At 57.3% G+C, this 20,801-nt stretch carries 17 protein-coding genes and 1 pseudogene; 3 read left to right on the forward strand and 15 right to left on the reverse strand.

Features of this window, described 5'->3' with window-relative positions:
• Positions 1–245: 245 nt before the first annotated feature.
• Positions 246–1,511, forward strand: a complete 1,266-nt coding sequence (locus RDL77_RS15220) for an adenylate/guanylate cyclase domain-containing protein (protein ID WP_130519695.1) — start codon at positions 246–248, stop codon at positions 1,509–1,511.
• A gap of 171 nt (positions 1,512–1,682) precedes the next feature.
• Here RDL77_RS15220 and RDL77_RS15225 read toward each other — a convergent pair whose 3' ends face one another.
• The 9 genes from RDL77_RS15225 to RDL77_RS15265 form a co-directional block, all read right to left on the reverse strand.
• Positions 1,683–2,072: a DUF302 domain-containing protein gene (locus RDL77_RS15225; RefSeq protein ID WP_130519697.1), complete on the reverse strand. Its 390-nt coding sequence runs from the start codon at positions 2,070–2,072 to the stop codon at positions 1,683–1,685.
• Positions 2,073–2,158: 86 nt separating this feature from the next.
• A complete protein-coding gene (locus RDL77_RS15230; protein ID WP_130519699.1) occupies positions 2,159–2,854 on the reverse strand; it encodes a VIT family protein in 696 nt (231 codons plus the stop codon).
• Positions 2,851–3,255: an OsmC family protein gene (locus RDL77_RS15235; protein ID WP_130519701.1), complete on the reverse strand. Its 405-nt coding sequence runs from the start codon at positions 3,253–3,255 to the stop codon at positions 2,851–2,853. Before RDL77_RS15235 ends, RDL77_RS15230 begins: the two co-directional genes overlap by 4 nt.
• Before the next feature lie 160 nt (positions 3,256–3,415).
• Positions 3,416–3,628, reverse strand: a complete 213-nt coding sequence (locus RDL77_RS15240; RefSeq protein WP_165909439.1) for a DUF1289 domain-containing protein — start codon at positions 3,626–3,628, stop codon at positions 3,416–3,418.
• 5 nt (positions 3,629–3,633) lie between these two features.
• Positions 3,634–3,909, reverse strand: coding sequence for a metal/formaldehyde-sensitive transcriptional repressor (locus RDL77_RS15245; protein WP_052820499.1), 276 nt, complete (start codon positions 3,907–3,909; stop codon positions 3,634–3,636).
• 30 nt (positions 3,910–3,939) lie between these two features.
• Entirely contained in the window at positions 3,940–4,923 is a 984-nt protein-coding gene (dmeF, locus tag RDL77_RS15250) for a CDF family Co(II)/Ni(II) efflux transporter DmeF (RefSeq protein ID WP_130519703.1), read from the reverse strand.
• Positions 4,924–5,355: 432 nt separating this feature from the next.
• Positions 5,356–7,827 carry a S8 family peptidase gene (locus RDL77_RS15255; protein ID WP_130519705.1) on the reverse strand — a complete coding sequence of 824 codons (2,472 nt, stop codon included), beginning with the start codon at positions 7,825–7,827 and terminating at the stop codon, positions 5,356–5,358.
• Positions 7,827–8,831 carry an AAA family ATPase gene (locus tag RDL77_RS15260; protein WP_097143403.1) on the reverse strand — a complete coding sequence of 335 codons (1,005 nt, stop codon included), beginning with the start codon at positions 8,829–8,831 and terminating at the stop codon, positions 7,827–7,829. Before RDL77_RS15260 ends, RDL77_RS15255 begins: the two co-directional genes overlap by 1 nt.
• 173 nt (positions 8,832–9,004) lie before the next feature.
• Positions 9,005–10,147, reverse strand: a complete 1,143-nt coding sequence (locus RDL77_RS15265) for an RHE_PE00001 family protein (protein WP_165909441.1) — start codon at positions 10,145–10,147, stop codon at positions 9,005–9,007.
• 190 nt (positions 10,148–10,337) lie between these two features.
• Between RDL77_RS15265 and RDL77_RS15270 the strand changes: the two are divergent.
• A pseudogene (locus RDL77_RS15270) lies at positions 10,338–10,742 on the forward strand (integrase); the annotation flags it as partial.
• Here the strand turns inward: RDL77_RS15270 and RDL77_RS15275 are convergent.
• A complete protein-coding gene (locus tag RDL77_RS15275) occupies positions 10,736–13,702 on the reverse strand; it encodes a Tn3 family transposase (RefSeq protein ID WP_130519709.1) in 2,967 nt (988 codons plus the stop codon). The pseudogene RDL77_RS15270 and the gene RDL77_RS15275 sit on opposite strands and share 7 nt — an antisense overlap.
• A 165-nt stretch (positions 13,703–13,867) precedes the next feature.
• Here RDL77_RS15275 and RDL77_RS15280 point away from each other — a divergent pair, with 165 nt between their 5' ends.
• On the forward strand, positions 13,868–14,449 hold the full coding sequence (locus RDL77_RS15280) for a recombinase family protein (protein ID WP_109614887.1): 582 nt from the start codon (positions 13,868–13,870) through the stop codon (positions 14,447–14,449).
• Between the two features lie 68 nt (positions 14,450–14,517).
• Here RDL77_RS15280 and RDL77_RS15285 read toward each other — a convergent pair whose 3' ends face one another.
• From RDL77_RS15285 to RDL77_RS15305, 5 genes are all read right to left on the reverse strand, one after another.
• The gene (locus tag RDL77_RS15285; RefSeq protein WP_130519711.1) at positions 14,518–14,937 is read right to left on the reverse strand and encodes a hypothetical protein; all 420 of its coding nucleotides are present in this window, start codon (positions 14,935–14,937) and stop codon (positions 14,518–14,520) included.
• 120 nt (positions 14,938–15,057) lie between these two features.
• On the reverse strand, positions 15,058–18,045 hold the full coding sequence (locus tag RDL77_RS15290) for a hypothetical protein (RefSeq protein ID WP_130519713.1): 2,988 nt from the start codon (positions 18,043–18,045) through the stop codon (positions 15,058–15,060).
• A complete protein-coding gene (locus RDL77_RS15295; RefSeq protein WP_130519715.1) occupies positions 18,042–18,314 on the reverse strand; it encodes a hypothetical protein in 273 nt (90 codons plus the stop codon). The genes RDL77_RS15290 and RDL77_RS15295 overlap by 4 nt, the downstream gene beginning before the upstream one ends.
• Before the next feature lie 6 nt (positions 18,315–18,320).
• Positions 18,321–20,468 (reverse strand): hypothetical protein, encoded by a 2,148-nt coding sequence (locus tag RDL77_RS15300; protein WP_130519718.1) that lies wholly within the window; start codon positions 20,466–20,468, stop codon positions 18,321–18,323.
• 43 nt (positions 20,469–20,511) lie between these two features.
• Positions 20,512–20,790 (reverse strand): hypothetical protein, encoded by a 279-nt coding sequence (locus RDL77_RS15305; RefSeq protein ID WP_130519720.1) that lies wholly within the window; start codon positions 20,788–20,790, stop codon positions 20,512–20,514.
• Between the last annotated feature and the right edge of the window lie 11 nt (positions 20,791–20,801).

Genomic DNA, 20,801 nt, shown 5'->3' on the forward strand with positions numbered 1-20,801 from the left:
ATCCATCGCGCTTGTATTTTCCACGGTTCGCTGTCGTCCACATCGCTGCCTTGCCCGAAAAGAATCATCTCAAAGCCAGGGAATCATAACCGACTCAGATTACGCAACTTCTTTCCGGACCGACACTCAGGTTACAAAGATTTATAGTGACGGCAATATAAATTCGAACTCAGAATCGTAAGATCAGTCTTCGTGAAGATCGAATCCACGAATGAAATGACGAAAAGAAACGAAGGTGGCAAACATTGGATAATGAGATTCTGGCGCGCCCCTATCCGTTAAGACGGAACTATAACCTGTTCGTACTACCGATTTTCTTCCTGACGATTTCCGGCCTACTTATTGCCGTCTCAAACGCTCTGTCTGTTAGTGTCGAACGTGCCTATAGTGCACAAACGGCTTCGCTCCATGCCGCGCTGTTCGCGCCGATCTTGGGGAAAGCCAGACACTCGGAGATCGGAAGTGGAGGAAAAGTCAGCGACGCTGACCAGACAAGACAGGCTATCGAAACGGAAGCGAAGGAGCTTGACTTGCTCTGCGCAGTTGCTTTTACCGAAGACGGCAAGGTACTGGCGGCAACCAACGACACATCGTGCATGGCCTCAACGATAAGTCGCATCCCCGAAATATCTGACGGACAGACAGTCTTTCTCGAAGAAGATGGGCCCCCTGTGCATTGGACCGTGCTCAGCAGGGCGCCAGGTATGACAGGGTCTATGTCGGTCTACATCGCCACTTCCGAAAAGGCATCCGCCCGCGAAAAACTTCTCGACAACGATACGATTATTTGGATCGTTATCCTTGGCGTGCCTCTAATAGGAGCACTTTGCCTCTCCACGTATTTCGTCTCACGGGCACAAAATGAAATCGACACACGCACAAACGCCCTGAATGAGGCGCGAAAGTCGCTCGCACATTTTGTTTCCGACAGCACTGAGAAGCGCGTTAGTTCCGGGCGCTCGAGCGCCGAGCGCCTGGCTGCGTCCATCCTGGTCCTCGATATCAGAGACTTCTCCAGTTTTGTCGAACAGGCGAGCGCCGAAGAAGCCGCTGCCCTTGTGTCTGAGGTTGCAAGCCACAGCTTCGCGGCCATCCTCGAACACGGCGGCGATATTGATCGCCTCGTGGGTGACGGGCTTGTCGCCTGGTTCGAAGGATCAGAAAGAAAGACAAACGCCCTCAGGGCGTCGGAGGCAATTCTGACAAGTGTCTCACGGGCGAATTTGCCCAGAGGGATCGGCATAGGACTGCACGACGGCACTGTGATAGAGGCCGTGATCGGAACCGAAATTCGCAAGGATGCAACGATCCTCGGTTCGCCCGTCAACGTTACCGCGCGACTGTGTGCTGCGGCACTACCAGGTGAAATCGTGGCCTCCAGTGAATTTTTCGAGGTGGCGGCAGGGCACGAGTTCAACGTTTCGGCTAGAGGCTCACTTCTGCTGAAGGGTATCGCCAATCCTATCGAGACGATTCGGCTTTCGCTGATGAACCGACGCGTGCTTGTCTAACCCGGCAGTGGCTCAAGTTCGGTTCCGTCATCTTCAACGCCCAGTTTTTCCCGCAGTTCAGGCGTTTCATTCGGGCCTATTTGCTCCTCGCTATTCGAGTCGCTGACGAATGTTAGGGGGAGCATCGCATGCTTGCCTTGTCAACGGCGACCGTATTGACCACCAACGTCCTCAGACGCTCGCAATCGCCTGTTCAAGCAAAGACCGCACGTGCGCCGCGACCGTCTTCAGTTGCTGGTTTTCGATAGCCTGCATCGAGGCCACGGGGTCGATGGCGCTGACCATGATGGCGCCCCCCTCCAGCGATCGTACGATCACGTTGCAAGGCAGCATCGCGCCGACCTTCGGCTCGATCTTCATCGCCTCGAGGGCCATCTTCGGGTTGCACGCACCCAGGATGAGATAGTCCGGTATATCGACGTCGAGTTTCTTATTCATGGTCGCTCGTACGTCGATTTCAGTGAGGACACCGAACCCGTTGCTCGCGAGAGCCGCCTTCGTGGCTGCGACCACCTGATCAAATGGTATTCCGTTGGTCGTCTTATCGAGAGTGTAGGTCATGTTCTTCCTCCATATAAATCGGCTCCTGCCGATTAATCCGCCGGTGTGAGGACCACACAGTAACACTTGATCAATATTCCGCACACCTAGACGGCTGTTCCCACCAAGGCGCCTATGCCTGCTGTCAGCGCCATCGCAAAGGCGCCCCAGAAGGTTACGCGTACCGTGGCCCTCAGCACATTTGCACCGCCTGCCTTGGCACCAATCGCGCCGAGCAGGGCGAGGAACATAAGCGAGGCTACAGAGACCAGCATCACCAGTTGGTTCGGTGGCGCCACCCATACCATTGCGAGTGGCATTATCGCGCCAACCGCGAACGTCAGAGCCGACGTCAGCGCGGCAACGATCGGTCGGGCGGTAGTGATTTCGGAGATGCCAAGTTCTTCGCGGGCATGCGCCTCAAGCGCATCCTTCTGCATTAGTTGCACTGCTACCTGTCGGGCCAGATCAATCTCGACGCCGCGCCTGGTGTAAAGCTGTGCGAGTTCCTCGCGCTCAAGATCGGGCTGGCCGTCAAGCTCAAGCCGTTCGCGGGCGAGATCAGCCTGTTCGGTATCCGCCTGCGAGCTGACCGAGACATATTCTCCAGCCGCCATCGACATCGCACCAGCCACGAGGCCGGCGACGCCGGCGATCAAGATCTCCGAGCTGCCCGCCGCGGAGGCTGCAACGCCGACGATTAAGCTCGCAGTGGATACGATACCGTCATTTGCACCGAGAACGGCGGCTCGCAGCCACCCGATCCGGGAAACGAGATGCGTTTCGCGATGAAGGCCCCTCATGACTTCCTCCAGATTACACCATCTAAGCGGGCTGCAAGAGGGACGGTGTTGGAGATTGTGCCGTATTTGCGGACATTCTTGTGTAAAAGTTCAAGCCGTTGGTCAGTCTCATCGGTATCGACCACGAGTTGGTACTTGACCGAAACGATAAGCGGCGGATCATCCTGTCGAACGGCGTGAAGGACCACCTCGACACCATCAATAGAGAAAGCGAGGGGAGGAATGACGCGCTCAATGCCCTTGATCATACAGGCAGCGATGGACGCGAGCAGAAGTTCGGCCGGATTGAAGGCATCGGCAGCGCCGGACAGTCCCGTGGCAAGCCTGACCTCGGCAGTCTCGGTGCGTGCCACACTCTCCCTAGGATCTATCCGTTGAGCCGAGACCTTGTATCCGAGCATCACTCGTCCTCCATGGCGCAGCCATGTTTAGGAGACCACAAGCCCCACACTATGCTTTGATCACAAACAAAAATTGATCGACATCAATCGAAAAGATCAATGATGGACGTCCGCGTTCGGCTGGTTTGCGCAATAACCGGCCTTTGTTAGTTGTAAAATTCTACAAGCAAGCGGATGCGGTCGCAGCGCCGTCCTCGCCATCCTTTAATCGCTTCATGCGGCGTTTCAATTCAGTCGACAAATTTGTCCGGTGATAGGGCGACATTTTGCGCCACGCCTTGATTTCATCCGCCGTCCGGCCGCAGCCCAAGCACCATTTATTGCGCGGATCGAAGCGGCACAGATCGGTGCAAGGCGACTTATTATTCATCATGAACCTTATTTGAGATAAGCGCGAATGACATCGATCAGTTCGGCCGCGCCTTCTTCACGCTCTTTCTGACTCAGACTTTCGGCGGCCAAGTGCATGCGGATATGATCTTCGATGACTTCGCCCATTAGACCGTTGATGGCACCACGCGCACCCGCGATCGTTTGCATGACTTCGACGCAACCCTTTTCCTCCTCAAGCATCCGCTCGACACCTTCCATCTGCCCGCGAATACGACGTACGCGGTTGATCAGCTTTTGCTTTTCGCGGATGGTATGGCTCATAGGAATGCTCCTTCGGTATAGACGTTTTTGTCAAGCCGCGCGGGTTTCGACCTCCACCGTCACATGCGACAGATCGTGAATGGCCGCAAGCTTTGCGCGGTAGTAGGACGGCGCATGCGGATCATTGACGACGATAGAAACGATGGCTCCGTGGTGGCCGGGCCCGAGTTGCCAGATGTGGAGATCGACGATTTCCGCGCCTTCCTTGACGAGGATTTCCTGTATTTCCTCGGGGAGGTCTTCGCCTTCAGGAACGTAGTCGAGCAGGACGCCGCCCGTATCTCGGATTAATCCCCAGGACCAGCGAGCGATCACAATAGCGCCGACGATACCAATAGCTGGATCAAGCCAGAGCCAGTCATAGAGGCTTCCGAGAACCAGCGCGCCGATCGCCAGAACGGAGGTCAGCGCATCAGCCAGTACGTGGATGTAGGCGGCGCGAAGGTTCTGATCCTGGCCTGCATTGTGCCCGTGTCCGTGAGCATGGCCATGATCGTTTCCGTGATGGTGATCATCCTTGAGGAGCCATGCGCAGACAAGGTTTACGATCAATCCGACCACCGCCACGATGATGGCTTCCCTGAAATTGATCGCTACAGGCGACTGGAAGCGCAGAAAACTTTCCCAGCCGATAAGCACCGCGATTAGCGCCAGGATCACGGCGCTGGCGAATCCTGCAAGGTCGCCGAGCTTGCCAGTGCCGAATGAGAAGCGGCGGTTGCTGGCGTGCTTGCGAGCATAGAGATAGGCCAATGCCGCGATGAGCATGGCCGCAGCGTGCGTGGACATATGCCAGCCATCTGCCGTCAAAGCCATAGACCCGAACATGTTTCCGGCGACGATCTCCACCACCATCATGGTGGCGGTGATACCAATCACTAGCCACGTGCGGCGTTCGTTCCGCAGGTGGTTGTCGCCAAGGAAGAAATGTTCATGGGCGGCGTTGAGCGCACGACCATGGCTGTGATCGTGCGGATGGGGATGGTCGTGCGCATGCCCTTGAGATGAACTCATAGCCTAAACTCCATTTCATATATTATAGGGGGGTATACTATTTGTAAGACGAATACAAACGTTCTGAAATCGGCGGAGTGTTTGTTCTTACAAAGTAGATGACGTCATCAATGACTGCATGGGCGGAATCCAGACACCGCCGATTCGGCGTTGGGAAGACGCTTGACGCCAACACGCAATTTAGAGAACCGCCGGCAAAAATCCGGAAACCGCGACCGATAGCATCCAGCGCGCGAGTCCGCACTTAAACCATTGATCGCCACACTGCCGCCTTGGGCCGTTAGATTTAAACGCCTTGAAGGGATACGAACCATCGCCCCTATTATCACCAGAGCCTACCGACCATCTCGTCCAAACACTTGGACAAGTCTCGCACCAAATCGGAAGGAGTGCGGGCCTATTGTGGCCGGCCGCCAATTAATCAAAGGAATCCTACACCTGTGCGACGATCTCTGTCTTCAGAATCGTCTCGACCGCCGCATAAAGATCAACCGCGGCACCAGGCGCGCGAATGGTCACGATCAGCGAATAGCGCGCCTTCTCGTTGTATCGGTCCAGATACGGCTTTTCCTTCCACCAACCGCCAACTGGATAAATACCGATGGCGTCACGCTCGGCAAGATCAGCCGCCGTTCCCCGCCAGAAATCCGAATGCAGCGATCCGCTGTCGCGGAATGTACCCAATAACCAGCTTTCGCCGACGTTGACGGGTGTACCTTCTTCCTCGTTTCGGGCAGCCTGGTTGATGCGGGCACGGAACTCGTCGACGGATTCCGTGGCTGTTTTCATCTGGAAGCGCAATCCGTGAGAAGCGTATCTGTGACGCCTAGTCCAGCCTCGCTCGCCGGGGTTCGGCTCGATGAAATAGGACAGCGTGACCCGGACCTCGACAGGCTCAGCGCCCAAGGCCAGCAGATTGTCCTTCGGCCAAGGAAGCAGATGAAGCTTCATATCTCTCATTTTGACTGATCCGCTCCCTTCTCGCTGGAAGGGTCGAATGTCGTCCTCGATCATCAAAGTCAGATCGTTATTGGCGGAAAGCAGCGCTCTGCCGAGATTTGGCACGCCGTAACCGTAGCGGCGCAAAATCGATTGCAATTGCGTTTTGTTGCCGTGGCAGGCCGTGACGCGGGCGGCCATCGCAGGTGTCCATTCGGCAGAATGAACCAATAAAGCACGGACAGTCTCGGGCCAGAGCCCCGGCCGGCTGACCATGATCTCTGCCGCGAGCTTGGCAGCTTGCGCGGTTGCGGAACTGGTGTCGCCAATCGTAGAGAAGTAGCGGTTTTCGGGCCGGAAGTGCGTCGTCAGAATGCGCAGGTCATCAATCGGCTCACCAGGATTGACGCCGTCATGCGCCAGGTTCCCGCCCTCCATGACGATGTCCGGCTTGACCGGCCACTGACGATCCCAGGTGACGGAGGTCCTGCTCGCCGGAGACAGTTCTCCAGCGGGCGCGATCGGGGCGTAGCCGGCAAAAGGCGCATCGATAACGTCAACTTTGTTGGTGAAAGCCCCGACGGTGATTGCGTTCCAAGCTTGCGCTGGATCATCTAGCGGTTCGATATCGTTGCGAACCAGGTGATCCGCAGGGCTTAAGTCAACCCGTATGTTTCCAGCAGCTATCAGGATCAACCGCTGCGCATCCGTCTCGAAGCAGAGTTGGTCGATCGAAGCAGACCAGGATGAGGCTCGCCCCCGCGAAGGAGCCGTGCTTGTTATAGCAGTCGCTACGACCCGACTTCTGTGCGGCGCCTGAATCTCGGCTCGAGCAATCGCCTCACCGGTAATCGCGCCGTAGAGATCAGGTCGGTTTTCATCCGCGTCGCCAGGTGGCAGAATTCTAACACTTTCCAGCCGATATTGCAGTTCGACAGCGTCCTCAGAAGCAAGCGGATCAATCAGATCGTTATAAAGTGCTACTCCGGCCATTCGCGTGCCGTGACCCTGCCAAGCTGGCGTGTCGTCGGCGCCCCAAGCCGGATTGATCGTATGCCAATCATCGATCGACAACACCGGCTCGATCAAAGGATGAGTGCGGCGGACCCCGCTGTCCAAAAGGCATATAGCAACGTCACCGGCAGTCTGCGAGACCTGAACGCGACCAGCGAGATCGTCTGTCCAAGCTCTTTGTTCTGCACCTCCAAGACCTGTGAAAAACGCTGGCGTATCTTTTGCCCGGCGCAACTCAGCGATGGTATCGCTGCGAGCAACGACGCGATCCATGGTCACGGTGCTTGCCAACGCCAAGACGACTTCGCGCTCGGGGAACCGGATGGCGTGCTGGCGCAGCTCTATTTCCAAAGCGGCCGCTATGGCTTCAAACTTCTCACGCCTGCCTTCGCGCAACCAGATTTCCCACCACACCGCGAGTTGCTGGTCGGGTGGAAACAGCGCTGCGTCATCCGTGAAGAGAGAACGCGCGGATGCCAGCTGTGCGGTTTCGATCCTTGAAATTAGAGGCTCATTTCGAGGACGCCCTTTGTCGGTGTCCGTCGATCGATACTGCTCAATCTTGTTTAGGAAGTAGTTTTTTGCACGCTCGGGCACAAATACCGAGGCCTTGACGATACCGCCGTCGCCTTCCGGCTCGCGGACTGCGACAACCTCCATTTTTTGTTGTCTGTTCGCGAGCTGGTCGATTGCGGCCCCCTCGGAGGCAGGAAGATCGAACTCGAGATAGAAACCGCGCGTCTCAAAGGCTGTTACCCCGGTTTCGGCAAGCTGCTGCTCTGCCGCCGCGACAGCTCCTCCGACTGCCAACGCCAGCGCCTGGGCATGAGCCTGCCTATTGCGTTGAGGTAGCGCCGGTGGGTCAATTTTCCGGTTTGGGCGCCGGTATGGCTCTGCCGCGCCGTTATCTCTCAGCAGGAAATGCGGGCGATCGCGTGGTCCGGTTGCCATTATGGCCTGTTGCTCGCATCCATAGCTTGGGCAGCCAAGCGGCGCTCGGCAAGCGCGTCAAATATGCTTGCAGCAGTGACCGTGCCCGAATTATCCAGAATGACGGACTTGGCGGCGTCGTCAGCCACACGAGTAATATCTGCCGGCGAAAGGCCGTGTGCCGCGTTCGCGACATCTACCCACGACAGTTCGGGTGTTGCGAAGCGATCAAGCCTGTTACGAAGGATCGCTTCGATGAGTGACACATCCGGAAGCGTGTATTCGATAACGTCGTCGAAACGACGCAAAAGCGCCCGGTCCAGTAGTTCGGGATGGTTCGTCGCAGCGACGATTAAGGCCTGGCTTTCATCCTGTTCTACGAATTGAAGGAAGGAATTGAGCACACGCCGGATTTCTCCGACGTCCTGCCGGTCTCCCCTCTTCGCTCCGATCGCATCAAACTCATCAAAGAGATACACGCCGCGGGTCGCGGTCATGGCATCGAAAACCAAGCGCAACTTCGACGCGGTCTCGCCCATAAACTTTGTGATGAGGCCGTCCAAGAGAATGGTGAACAAGGGAAGATGCAGTTCTCCCGCCAAGGCGCTCGCCGTCATCGTCTTGCCGGCGCCCGGCGGACCGACGAGCAAGATCTTGCGGCGCGGCTGAAGTCCGTGGCTTTGGAGGCTCGCCTGCTGCCGCTGCTCGGCTAAAATACGATCGAGACGTTGGCGAAGGGGTTGTGCCAGAACCATGTCTGTTAGGCGGATGTCGGGGTAACGGGCACTCAGCAGACCGGCGAGTTCACCCTTCGGCTGCACAAGTACGATCGCCCCGCCCGCCCGGCGCATGCTCGGCTGGCGCGTCTTTGCTGTATCAACGAGATCTTTAACCTCCTGCGCCAGCTTACCATGCCCCTGCCGCGCCTCATGGGCGGCCAACTGGAGAGCCGTCGACAGGAAACGGTCCTCATCGCCGGCGATGTGGCTTTTCAGAAGAGTCACAATGTGGCGAGCGGTGGTCATCGTAATCTGCCGTTTCGTTCTGCTTTTGGACTATCAGCTGCAGCGCAATTTGCAACGCAATTCCCCCAAGGTTAACAACCAATCCCTTACTATACCGTTCCGCGGAACTAAGTGACGGTCTAGCGGCCCCGCCCCGAAGTTAGCATAACCTTTTTATGTCTGCCGGTCAGAACTCATAAAATCCCCCACGCCCGAAACCTTCCCCTGCCCGTCATCTCGCGAAGACCGAGCTCCTGCACGATGCGCCTCGCTCCTTGAGGCGTGACCTCAAGCGTCTTCGCCACCATCCCGGCCGAGATCAACGGCCGCGCCATGACCAACTCGACCAGCTCCGGCAGCCTGGACGACGTTCGCCGTCCCTCCAGCTTGCGCATCATCATCTGCCGCGCCAGCACCAACCGGTCATGCTCCTTGAGCCCCGTCTCGGCGGAGATTGTCAGCGCCCTTGCTATCGCCAGCAACCGCGTCTCACGGTCACGATGCCGGCGCCGCTCGACCGGAATGGCCTTGAGCCCGAGATTGATCGCTGCGTGATGACCGCCAGTGGTAACGCCGCCCTCGCGCAGGACCGAGGCGGCGAGCAAACGCCCGAGCCAAGGCGCATGCTGGAGGACAGCGATCTGGTTCCAGGCATCCAGCGCCACGATTGCCTGCAGGACCGGCGGCAAGTCCTGGGCACGCGCGAGCACGGCCCGCCACTCCTCCAGCCGCTCGTCCTCATCCCAGTCGAGGTCATAAACGAACGGATCCTTTTCCGGAGCGTTTTTGGCGCTCCCCGGCTTCTTCGCCTCTTCGATCGCGACCCCGGATCGGGCGAGTACTGCATCGATCGCTGCAAACGCATCACCCAGACCATCAATCTCGGGATCTTCCGCATCCCCTATCTCGGCCGGAGCGTCGCTCACCTCAACACTGCCATCCCGCACCCCCTCCCTGTCTCCACCCAATGATGCTCCGGCCCACGACCGGCCGCGGAGGGAGGCGAGGCCTTGATCAGAGAGGGCCCAGGCGGGGGGATGGGCGGCGATGCGACGGCGAGTTTTCAGGATGTCGCGGGCAATGGTGAGTTCATGGGTGGGAGCACGGATATCCCGGAGCGCGTCATGCAGGACGAGGTCTTCGAGATGAACGAGTTCACCGTCGACCCAGAGCGAGGCATGCGCGTCGAGGAAATGCGACCGCTCGAGAAAGCCCTCGCCGACGGGGGAGCGGGCAATGCGCTCGTCGAGACGGGCAAGAGCAACAGCGGCCTCGGAGATCGGCCGCAGCAGGCTGTGGATGGGCAATTTGGCGAGATCGTAAGACATTGAATTTATGGTAAATGATTTGTTAAGCGAAAGCTATATCCGCAATAGCGTTCTGTACTCCTCACAGCTATGCCGATGGTCTATGACCTCCGATAAGTAACCCTTATCGATGATAGATTGATCTGACGCCGCAAATCACCAAAAGTGGCCTCCGTCACGGGCCTGAAACACGCCAGAACCGCCCGTTTTTGGAGCCAAAATGCCGCCTGTGCAAAAATCCGCCATCGAACGCCGCACCGAGGAACTCGACACGATTGCAGCCGTCCTGCCGATCGAGCGCCGCGACGAGCTCGCCGAGCTGTTGAGCGATCAGGATGTCGAGACGCTGCGCCATCTCGTCAACCAGGGCATGGGCGACAATACCCTTCGGGCACTGACGTCTGATCTGGCTTATCTCCAAGCCTGGGCGCTGACGGCGACGGGAAAATCGCTGCCCTGGCCGGCGCCCGAAGCCCTCCTCCTGAAATTCGTTGCCCATCACCTGTGGGATCCGCAACGGCGCGAAACCGATCCCGATCACGGCATGCCGGCCGACATCGACGAGGCGTCACGACACGAAAGTGTTGGATCTGTCCGACTTTTGAGAACGTATGGTGATCACGCTGCGAGGATAGATGTTTCGCGCCGCAATGGCCTGAGATCAACGCCGTCTGTTGGGGTCCAGATGTAATCGCCGGTGAGACTGATGTGCTGCCAGCCGAGTGGGGTAATGTGTTTGATGATGTCAAGCGGCGTGGGAATGCCCTCGCGGTTGAGCTCGGCGAACGCCGGTTCGAGATAGAGTGTGTTCCAGTAGACGATGGCGTTGATTAGCAGGTTCAGTCCAGATGCTCGGTAGAACTGGCTCTCGAAAGTCCGGTCGCGCAATTCTCCGAGGCGATTGAAGAACAGTGCGCGGGCCAAGGTGTTCTGGGATTCGCTCTTGTTGAGGCCGGCCGTCGCGTTCCTGCGCATTTCGGGGTTCTGCCACCACTGGGGCAGAAAGATGGACCGATTGATGCGACCGAGATCGCGTAGCGCCAACGCCAGTCCGTTCTGGCGTGGGAATGCGGACAGCTTTGCCAACAGGGTCGAAGGCCGAACCTGCCCGGAACGGATCGTCGTGACCAGCCGCAGGATGTCGTTCCAGTTTGCCTTGATCCGCTCGACGTTGATGTGCTCGCCAACGAGCGGCGCCAGGTTTTCGGGAGGCGCGTCGCCCGGGAAGAGATAGAGCTTGCGATCCTTGAGACCGCGCAGCCGAGGCACAATCTGGAAACCAACGAGATGGCAAAGGGCGAAGCTCATATCGCTTACCCCGCCGGTATCGACATAGTGGGTTTCGATGGCGAGATCGCTGCCATGATAGAGCAGTCCATCGAGGACATAGATGGCTTCGCTCGCATTGGCATTCATGGCGATGATGTAGAAAGCGCCGTACTGGTCAGAGGTGAACCGGTAGAATTTGGCGCCGGGGTTGGGACCATAGCGGCCGTTGAGGTCGCCGATCGCCTCGGCGTGTCCGCCCGCCGGAAAATACTGGCCATCGGAGGATGACGTTGTTCCATCGCCCCACAAGCTTGCCAGAGGCAATTGCCTCTGGGCGTTGACGAGAATGGCGTGCGCGGCCGTGTAACCTTCCTCGCGAATATGCCAGTCGTGCGCCCAGGCGAGTTGGCGCATCGTAATGCCGGGGGAAACGTCCGCCATTCTCGTGAGACCGAGATTGATGCCGTCCGCCAGGATGGCGGTGAGGAGCGCAAGCTTGTTGTCGGCCGTCCGACCGCTGCGCAAATGGGTAAAGGCGTTCGAAAATTCCGTTCGGGCGTCAACCTCGAGCAAAAGGTCAGTGATGCGGATCGCAGGCAGACGGCTTTCCACCTTTAGCTTCAGCGACTTGGCGATATCCGGAAACATAGCCTTGTGCGGCGTGACGCTAAACCCCGCCCCGGTCAGTTCTACATCGTCGAGCTCGCCGGCTGCGGCCAGACGCGAGAGGTCAGCCAGTCCATCGTTCAGCAGCTGGCGCTGTTGGCGAAGATAAGTCTCGACATCGGTATCAACGGCGATTGGAAGCGCTCCTTCCTCACGCATCAGCTCGAATGTCGGCGTGGGAATGAGAAAGCTTTCGAAAGACTGGAAGCGTTTGGCTCCTTCCACCCAGATATCGCCCGCATCGAGCCGGCGCTTCAATTCGCTGAAAAGGCAAAGCTCATAAGCCCTGCGATCAATCTTTCCATCTTTGAGTATGAGAGGCATCCAGCCCTTCGGCGCAAAGGAGATCGGTGCCTTGTCGGGTATGGTCCTTTTGCCCGTACGATATAGACCCGCGACCACGGATAGCGCCCGCAAGAGGTTCGCCGCCACTGCGTGACCGCGGAACACGAGAGTGGAGAGAAACTGTGGCGCCAGTTTCCTGATCGTCGGATAGCGCTGGAGCATTTCGATTTTACCGTCGATAACATCCGGCGCGATCAGCGTATCAACCGCCTGGACACTGGTTGCAAAAGCTGGCCATTGGATGACCAGATCAAGCGCTTTGGCCATGTCCTCACCCTTCTCTCTGGCCTTGATGATCGCATGGCAGACTTTTGAAACGTCCTTCAACGGCGTCTGCACTTCCCGAACGGATCGGGTGACGCGAGCAGCCGCCTGGTTATTGGCTCGCCGCGTCAGGATGCCCATGAGTTTCTTGAACATGTCGATCGCGCAATCGGTGAGATGGCGGGAAAGGTGGAGCACTGTTGCAGCCAGGACAGCATGTCGGCGTTCGGTGTTAAGGTCGCGCAGATGCTGCGCGCTCATTCGCGTCCCCTCTGCAGCAAATTCGTCAAAGACCTTGGCCGGAATTCGATCCATCAACGTCGTCGGCAGGTTCAGAGACCGGAGAAAACGAATGCGCTCGGCAATTCTGTCGAGGTTGACGGCGGCTGGCGACAATGCCGGCGTTCTCGCCCAGGCAAGAATGGTCACGCTTGTCCCCTCACGCGGATCGAGAAGCTTGTCCAGATCGAGCTTTTGGCCTTCTGAGATCCCGCCGGCCAAGGCCCGATGAGCAATACGAATGCCGCGCCTGATTGCCACATGAATGATGGCTTCGAGCGCTGGCCGCGCTGGCAAAAGAATTCTCCTGCGTCGCAGTTCTTCCACGACCATATCCGCCAATACATCGGCCTGGCGCAGGGTTTGCGCGGCAGGTGTCAGCCAGCCTGTGAGTGCCCGCACGTCCGAAGGCACAAACGGACGCATCTGCATTCTGTAGAAAAGCAGGGCCAGATGCTCGCGCCGCGTCTGTGGGCGCTCGAAATAACGTTCGATCTCATGGTGATCGACGCCGATCTGCCGCGCCAGAAATCGTAAGACGCCAGCCGGCAGGACCTCGCCATCCGCAAGCGGTCGGCCAGGGTATCGTAGCGTGGCCAGAACACAGGCGAGGCCCAGTCTGTTCGCGGCCTTGTTCTGTCGCATGATCAGGTCGAGATCCGATCGATCCAGCGTATAATGTTTGGCGATCTCCCTTTCGTTATCCGGGATGATCGTCGCCTGTTGCCACCATGCCTCGCTCAGTAATGCTCTTCGCGCCATTCACTGATCTTCCCGTTTCGCCGCGGAGAGTGCAGCGAAACGGAAAATGCGTGTCCGACAAACGAACGTTTCGCGGCATCCACAGTTCTTGTCCGCAAACCTTGTCATGAAACGGCAAATCGGACAATGTCCGAATTCAACGGAAAAACGGACAAACCACGTCTCATGACCTCTATCGGCTATGCAAGGGTCTCCACCGGCGAGCAGGACACCGCCCTGCAACTCGACGCTTTGCGCAAAGCAGGTTGTGAAAGGCTGTTCGAGGATAAGGCATCCGGCGTGAAGACTGACCGCCCCGGATTGGCTGAGGCGATCCGCTACGTTCGCGACGGCGACACGCTCACAGTCTGGAAGCTCGACCGCCTCGGCCGGTCGATGAAGCACCTCATCGAGATCATCACCGAACTGGAGGCCAAAGGCGTCGGCTTCCGATCCATCACCGAAAACATCGACACCACGACATCCGGCGGTCGCCTGGTCTTCCACCTGTTCGGCGCGCTGGCACAGTTCGAGCGCGATCTGATCCGGGAACGAACACGTGCCGGTCTGCAAGCCGCAGAGGAACGCGGCCGACGCGGTGGCCGACAAGTCGTCGTAACCCCGGACAAACTTGCCAAAGCCCGCCAGCATCTGGCGGCCGGTTTGAACGTCCGGGAAGCCGCGGCCCGCGTGAAAATAGGGAAAACCGCCCTCTACGAAGCTCTCAAGGCCGAAAAAGCAACGACAACCACGGTCAAACCAACCTGAGTTCCGGATACGTTCTTAAAAGTCGGACAGATTCGCCACTTTCGTGTCGTGACGCCTCTTTGGAGGGATTAGCTCCCGCCTCCGAGAGCAACGGACTGCACCCAACCGACGAAGATGCCGACAATGCCGATCACGCCAGCGATACACGCTGCCATGAACGATCCGCCAGCACTGTGACGGCTCTGCTCGTTGTTGACGGCATCCCACCACTTGTAGAGCGAATAGAGCGCAAACATGATGGAGAGCGCACTGCCAGCGTACAGGAACGTCGAGCCAACATTGTTCAAGCCCGATTGGGCATCGTCCGGGTTCAGACGAGAACTGGCTGCGGCCGACTGCGCCTGTTTCTGGAAATCGAGCGGCGCTTTGGGGTCTGCCCCCTGTGCGAACGCCCATGTCGTCAACGCAAAGTAGGATACACTCGCAGTAGCAAGTGCCCCATAATATTTGTCCTTCACAGCCGTCATGGCCGAACTGACTCCGCTCATTCCCATCTCCTTTTCATCCCTGTTTCGGGGGCGAACAATCGATTTCGGTAATACTACAACCCACTGGCATTCACAACATATCAGATAACGTTTTCGTTGTGAAATGCAAAGCTGACATTCTTATTCCGCTGCTTGCTGGTACGAGTATTGTGCATCGTACTGCATGACCTCATCCGCCAGCACCTTTGCGAGTGAACCATTGTTCCGCTTTTTCGAACGTGCGATCTCATTCCATCGCGAAATTGCGGTTCCCTCTGGAAAGCGCCGGGCGAGGATATCGAGTGCCCGATCCAGCGGGACACGACGATAGATTTCATCACGAACGGCTCGATCCTCCGCTTTCGTGGAAAGTGCCCAAAGCATCCGCACTCCGAGAGCATTCTTGAAGATCACCCAACGCTTCTCGTCGTTTCGCAGCTTATACATCACCAGCACGTTCGCGCCCTTCGAAGGGTCCGAAGGATCAGGACCGTTCACATATGTCGTCAACGCCTTATCGATGGCTTCTGTACCGCCAAGCTCTTCAATGATCTTTCTGCGGGCTTCCTGCGAATCCGAGTTCAAAATCATGATTGTGGTGGCCTGCGACGTGAGGCCACGGAAATCGCCTAGCTCCTGACTGACCAAGCAAACTTCAAGATTCCACTTACGACCTGTACGGCAATCATGCCAGACCACCTCGTTAATGGTGTCGATAGTGCCGGTTAGATGGTATTCGTCCATCATCAGGCGCTTCGGGGTCTCGGCGATTGTCTGGAACTGCCGTGTCCAATAATCCTCATAGAGCGTCCGAATGGCCTCATCTTGTGGGAAGGTCATGGCGCGGATGTCATCTTTGTCGCCAGCGATCTTTGCCATGAACAACTGTCGCGTCATGAGGAACATCAGGGTGTTTTTCCGGCTCAACTCATCATTGAGCGAGCCGACCGTCAGAAGGTCTTGAAGATCGACGGCCATGACTCGAGCAGCGCCGGTTTCCATCGTGGTATGGCTGGCGAACATCGGATAGGCGGCTTCCAGCGCTTCCAGATAGCGTTGCAGCTTTTCGAGCATCGCATCGCCGAAGTCTTTCTTCATTTGCGGCTCTGCAATGATGGTCGCAATATCCTTGAAGCGGGGCGCTGCGTAGCGTTGCGCCCTCGAAGCCATCTCAGGCATTCCACGCCGCATAAACTCGTCCACGAGCGTCCAGTAGCGCGTTTTGTCGCTCAAAACGATACCAGCGGCAGTGGCGGCATCATTCAGAACCGGATCAAGGTTCGCCTGCCAACGGTTAGGACGTGAATCGATGCTGAGATCGCTCTTCACCTCGTAAACGCGGGAAATAATGCGCGTCATCAGCTCGGGAAGCAGATCCTCCTTCATCGGGATCGCTGTCAAAAGGAAGTTCTTCAGGTAAACCCTCTCGCGGTCGAGGGGGCTACGTGACCCAAGCGAAATGTCGAAGGGATTAACCGCCCACTCGGCCGTGTTTTTCGGCCGAACATACAAAACCTCATTCTGCCGCTCAGGCGGAAGCAGCTCCTTCAGCAAGTTCATGCAGCCGCTCGATGACACACCCACGTCTGCGATCATCATGAAAGGCAATTCACTGCCTGACCTATAGGCCATCAGATCAAAATTCATCCGGTTGAAAAGGACCGACTTACCCGAACCTGTACCGGCGCTGCCAAGCGTGAGCCATGCTGGCTGCTCAGGGGCGAAAGCCCTGTGAGGCAGAAGGGACCCATCCAAGCCCGTGAAAAGGCTATCCCCGGCTTGGAAAACCGGCGCTGTGCGGTGCAGAGGCATGATGACCGACAAGTCGGAAACCGGCGCAAGCACTCCGCGCCATCCTTTCGATGTGGCATTCATACCGGCGACAGTCTCGGCGAGCACCCGCACCGGATTTGCGGGACTGTCCGAAACCGAACAATCTCCCCAAGACTGGATATCCACCAGAAGACGCGAGGCGCGCGTGGGAAGCAGCTCTTGCCGCTCATGCGGCTCGATCCATGTCGCAGCTTCCAGATTGGCCTTCACAACGGCTTCTGTATCCGAACCTAGCGCCTGCGTTACGAGCTGAAGATTCTGGCCGAGAAGTTTTGTCGTGGAATTGAAGATGCCCAAGAGCTGCGCAGCAACCTGCCGCAGCCCGATAGAGCGCCGATCCGCGTGATTAAGCGATTCCAGATGCAGAGTGACCCGGTACGGCATTTTTTCCGACCGCAGGCGCGAAACAAGTATGTTGAACGGCCGGAGATTCTTCGGGAAGCGATGAACCTGACAAACCGAAAAGGTGCGCGGCCCCCACTTAATTTGACGCATATCTTGGGAAACGACAGGAGCTGACGAGAGAATCTGCTTTGCCAGCGGCTGCGCGAAGAAGTCTGACACATCGCTATCAAACGTTTTTTTGATCGGCGGATATTTCACAGCGCCGGGTTCGTGAGGCAACCAGTCATCTGGCGTCTCATGATAAAAGATGCCCTGCCTGATTGCCGCTATGTCCGGTCGCGATCCATCTTCCTTCGGTCGCATGATCTCGGCCATGACGCCACACCGTCTTAAGGCCGAAAGGACGCTCTGGACATAGGCCATGTGCGGGCCTTCCAGCCCTTTTAGCTCAATGAAGGGGTCCATTGCCGACCGCATCGCCGGCAGCTCGCTACGGGCCTCATCGTTGGCCTTTTTTTGCATCATCATTTCACGCTGCGGCCCTGCTACCGGCCGTGACGTGAGGGCCATTATAACCCGCTCATTGACCGCCCTTTTCAGGATAACATCGCGCGTTTCCCGCAGGATCGTATCGATCCGCAACTGTTTCAGCTCGGCATTATGTCGGGCGCGGTCAAGATGCTCATCAACCACCTTCTCGGCATTGTAGGAGCATTCATATGAAATCGACATGTTATGGCCGGGCGTCTTCATTACCTGCGCCAACTCGGCCGAAAAAATGTCGACCATACGATCCGCAAATTCGACTTCCGATGTGATCGAGCGAATCCCCTTGATCTCGATCAGAGTGATGTCGGAGCCATCATGTGCAAATATGACGGGACGCGGGGTGTCTGGATCGAAGCCGCTCAAATCACAAAACTGGTCAGCATTCCGGTTGAACATGCTCATGTGCGGTCCCTCGGGGTAAAGCGATACAGGAAGCCGCCTAAATCGGCGTCATCAGGTAAATTCTCAAAATCTGTGTTGAACGTGCTGGAAGCGAAACCTTCGGCGATCCGAACTCGATGTTCCAAAGATTCATCAATCGCACTGAGAGCATTAGGAAACTGGTTGCTTGCCGCCAGCCCGCGCACCCGGTCTATCAGTGCTGTCATAGCCTCACTGCCCTGCAACTCGGGCAGAAAGGCAATCTTGGACGGCTCTTTGTTCGTCGCCATGGTCCGTTACTCCATCGATGGCGTTGGCCTCTGGCCAAACGACTGGCGAACCGAATTCTGCTGTCCGAAATCGACCTGGCTACGGTTGGCGCGCTGTAGTTTCTCCTGTGCGTCTTCAATCTGGTTTGCCGCCTGCAGAACCTCTTTTGGAGGCGAGGCGAGGCGCGATCTAACAGCCGCCAGATGCCCTCCCGCGTGCGGTCCACACCGTTCAAGACGTTCAGATAACCCTTTGACAACTTGCGGGCCGGTCTCGTTCTGCAACTTGGCCCATGCGGTTTTCATTGCCTCGCCATAAGCGCCAGCATCGCCCATTGCCCGCATTCGGGCTTCCATGGGTCGAGACGGATCGGAGGCTGCGGCAGCAGCAGCAGACGCCTTATTTCCAAGCTGGATGATCTCATCCATCTGTTTCGTAAGGGCCGTATTGGCCTCACCAGCGGCACGGCGGGCTTCAACCATCGCCTCACCCGGAGCAAGTGCGCGACGGGAATTGGGTCCATGCTCTCGGAGCCGAATTTCATTGTCGATGATGCCATTCACCGCCAGATTACTCTTCATCCGGAGGGACGGCGAAAGCTCTTCCATGCGGCTATAGGCTTTAAGCGTGCGCTCCATCACATCTTTCGCGGCAGCGCGTTCCTCCAAGCCTTTGATTTTCAGGACCGTAGGCTCTGGCACCTTCCGATAAGGCTGGCCGTGCTGATCTACGATCCTCTGCGAGAGTGCTTGCCGCTCGATGAGCGTGAAATTGCGTTCGACCTTTTCGAGCGCTCGCGCATGAGCGGCGGCATAACCCGGCTGCACGATATCTTCCAGCGCTTCCTCTGCCGTCAGCTTGCCGCTCGAAACGGCATTTGCAGCGTTGACGAAGGCTGTCTTCATGCCACCGTCTTCCACCCACTGATCGGCGACGTTCGCAAGACGATGAATGCGGTCTGTGGGAGCAAAAATGTTTTTATCGACCCATATGCGATCAAGATCGACAGTCAGATGATCCGTCAGTCGGCGAAGAGAGCCATCAGAAGCTTGAATCGATAGATCGGCCGGGAGCCTGTGCGCGGCCGGATATGCCTTACTGGCGCGTTTGTCTTGCACCTTTGCGCCGGTCGCAACGAATTTCGAATTCTCTGGTATGATACCAGCAGCCCTTGCGTTCTCGATCAGCACCAGTGCGGCATAGGTCTGCTGCAATCGGCCCTCTGCATGGCGCTCAAGCGCTCCAATTGGAAAACTATCGCCCGTCCGAACCACATCCTGATAAAGCTCGCGGAACATCTCGACTGAATCGGGCTTGGCGTCGTGAATTACCCGGCGTTCCCGCGAAGGTTCGAGGCTTTTGCTGGCCGCATAGGTCTGCTGTAGCTCGATGCTATGGCCGATCTGGATCGGGTTTTCCCAACTGCCCGGAACGGGTTCTGGATTTTTCATGGCATCTCCTTCGACGGTAGATTGGGGTCGGGCCTCGCCGCTCGCCGCGTACCTCAGTTGCTGCTCGATGCTGTGGCCGATCTGGATCGGATTTTCCCAACTGCCGGGCACATTCTGCCGCGCATCTTCCATCGCAGCCTTCCGTTCAACCATGCGAGCGAAAAGCTCCGCATTGCTCTGAGCGGCCTGCTCGACATATCCGTTACCGTCATCGTGAAGTGCCATCAGCCGCTGCCAAGCCGCATCAACTCTACGCTCGATGTCAGCGCGAGCACTCTCCCGCCATCCCTGATCTTCCCCATCAGCATTGTACATGTACGAGCCTGTCTCAGCGTCGTAAGACGGTTCAGGACGCTCGATGTCGGTAGACGACTGATAAAGGGAATCGATTTCTTCCAGAATGCCGTTGACCACGGCTACATTCTGTTCGCCAAAAGCCTCAACGGCCCGCTCATACGCGCGAACCTCACTTTCCTCGTCAAATCCATCGTCAAGGAAACCGTATTCCGTGGGATATCGCTTCGCATGATCGAGCACATAGCGATTGCCGGATCTCGCCTCCGCCTTCGCGGCGACAACGGCGTCGTGAAGCTTAATGACCGCTTCATCCCTCGTGGTTGCGTTGAGCGCCGGTTCTGTGACATGCGACCTTGCCGATGCTAGTTCGGCAAGAACATGCTTTCCTCGTTCGACCTCTTCCCGGTTTTCTGGCTCTAACGCCATGGGCAGACCTCCAAAACGCACAAGTTACCGATAGCCGGAAAGGCTATCCCCACATGCTGGAAAGCGCGTAGGTGACGACAGCAGAAATCCCAAGCAGGGCACCAAAGACAAAGGCAATCACTTGGCCGTACACGGTTTGCTCACCGTGGCCGGTGAAACCGTCATTTTCGCTCTGAACCATCAGCCAGATATTGACGCCGGTTTTCAGGCAAATGACCAAGCTCAGAAGGGCAAAGATCACGGGGATCAAGTTTCCGGCTGATGCCAGAAACTCATAAAACGATTGCCCCATGGTCTCTAGGTTCTGGTTATTTGGGTTCATCTCGGCCCTCC

The organism is uncultured Phyllobacterium sp., assembly GCF_902479695.1.
GTDB lineage: Bacteria > Pseudomonadota > Alphaproteobacteria > Rhizobiales > Rhizobiaceae > Phyllobacterium > Phyllobacterium calauticae.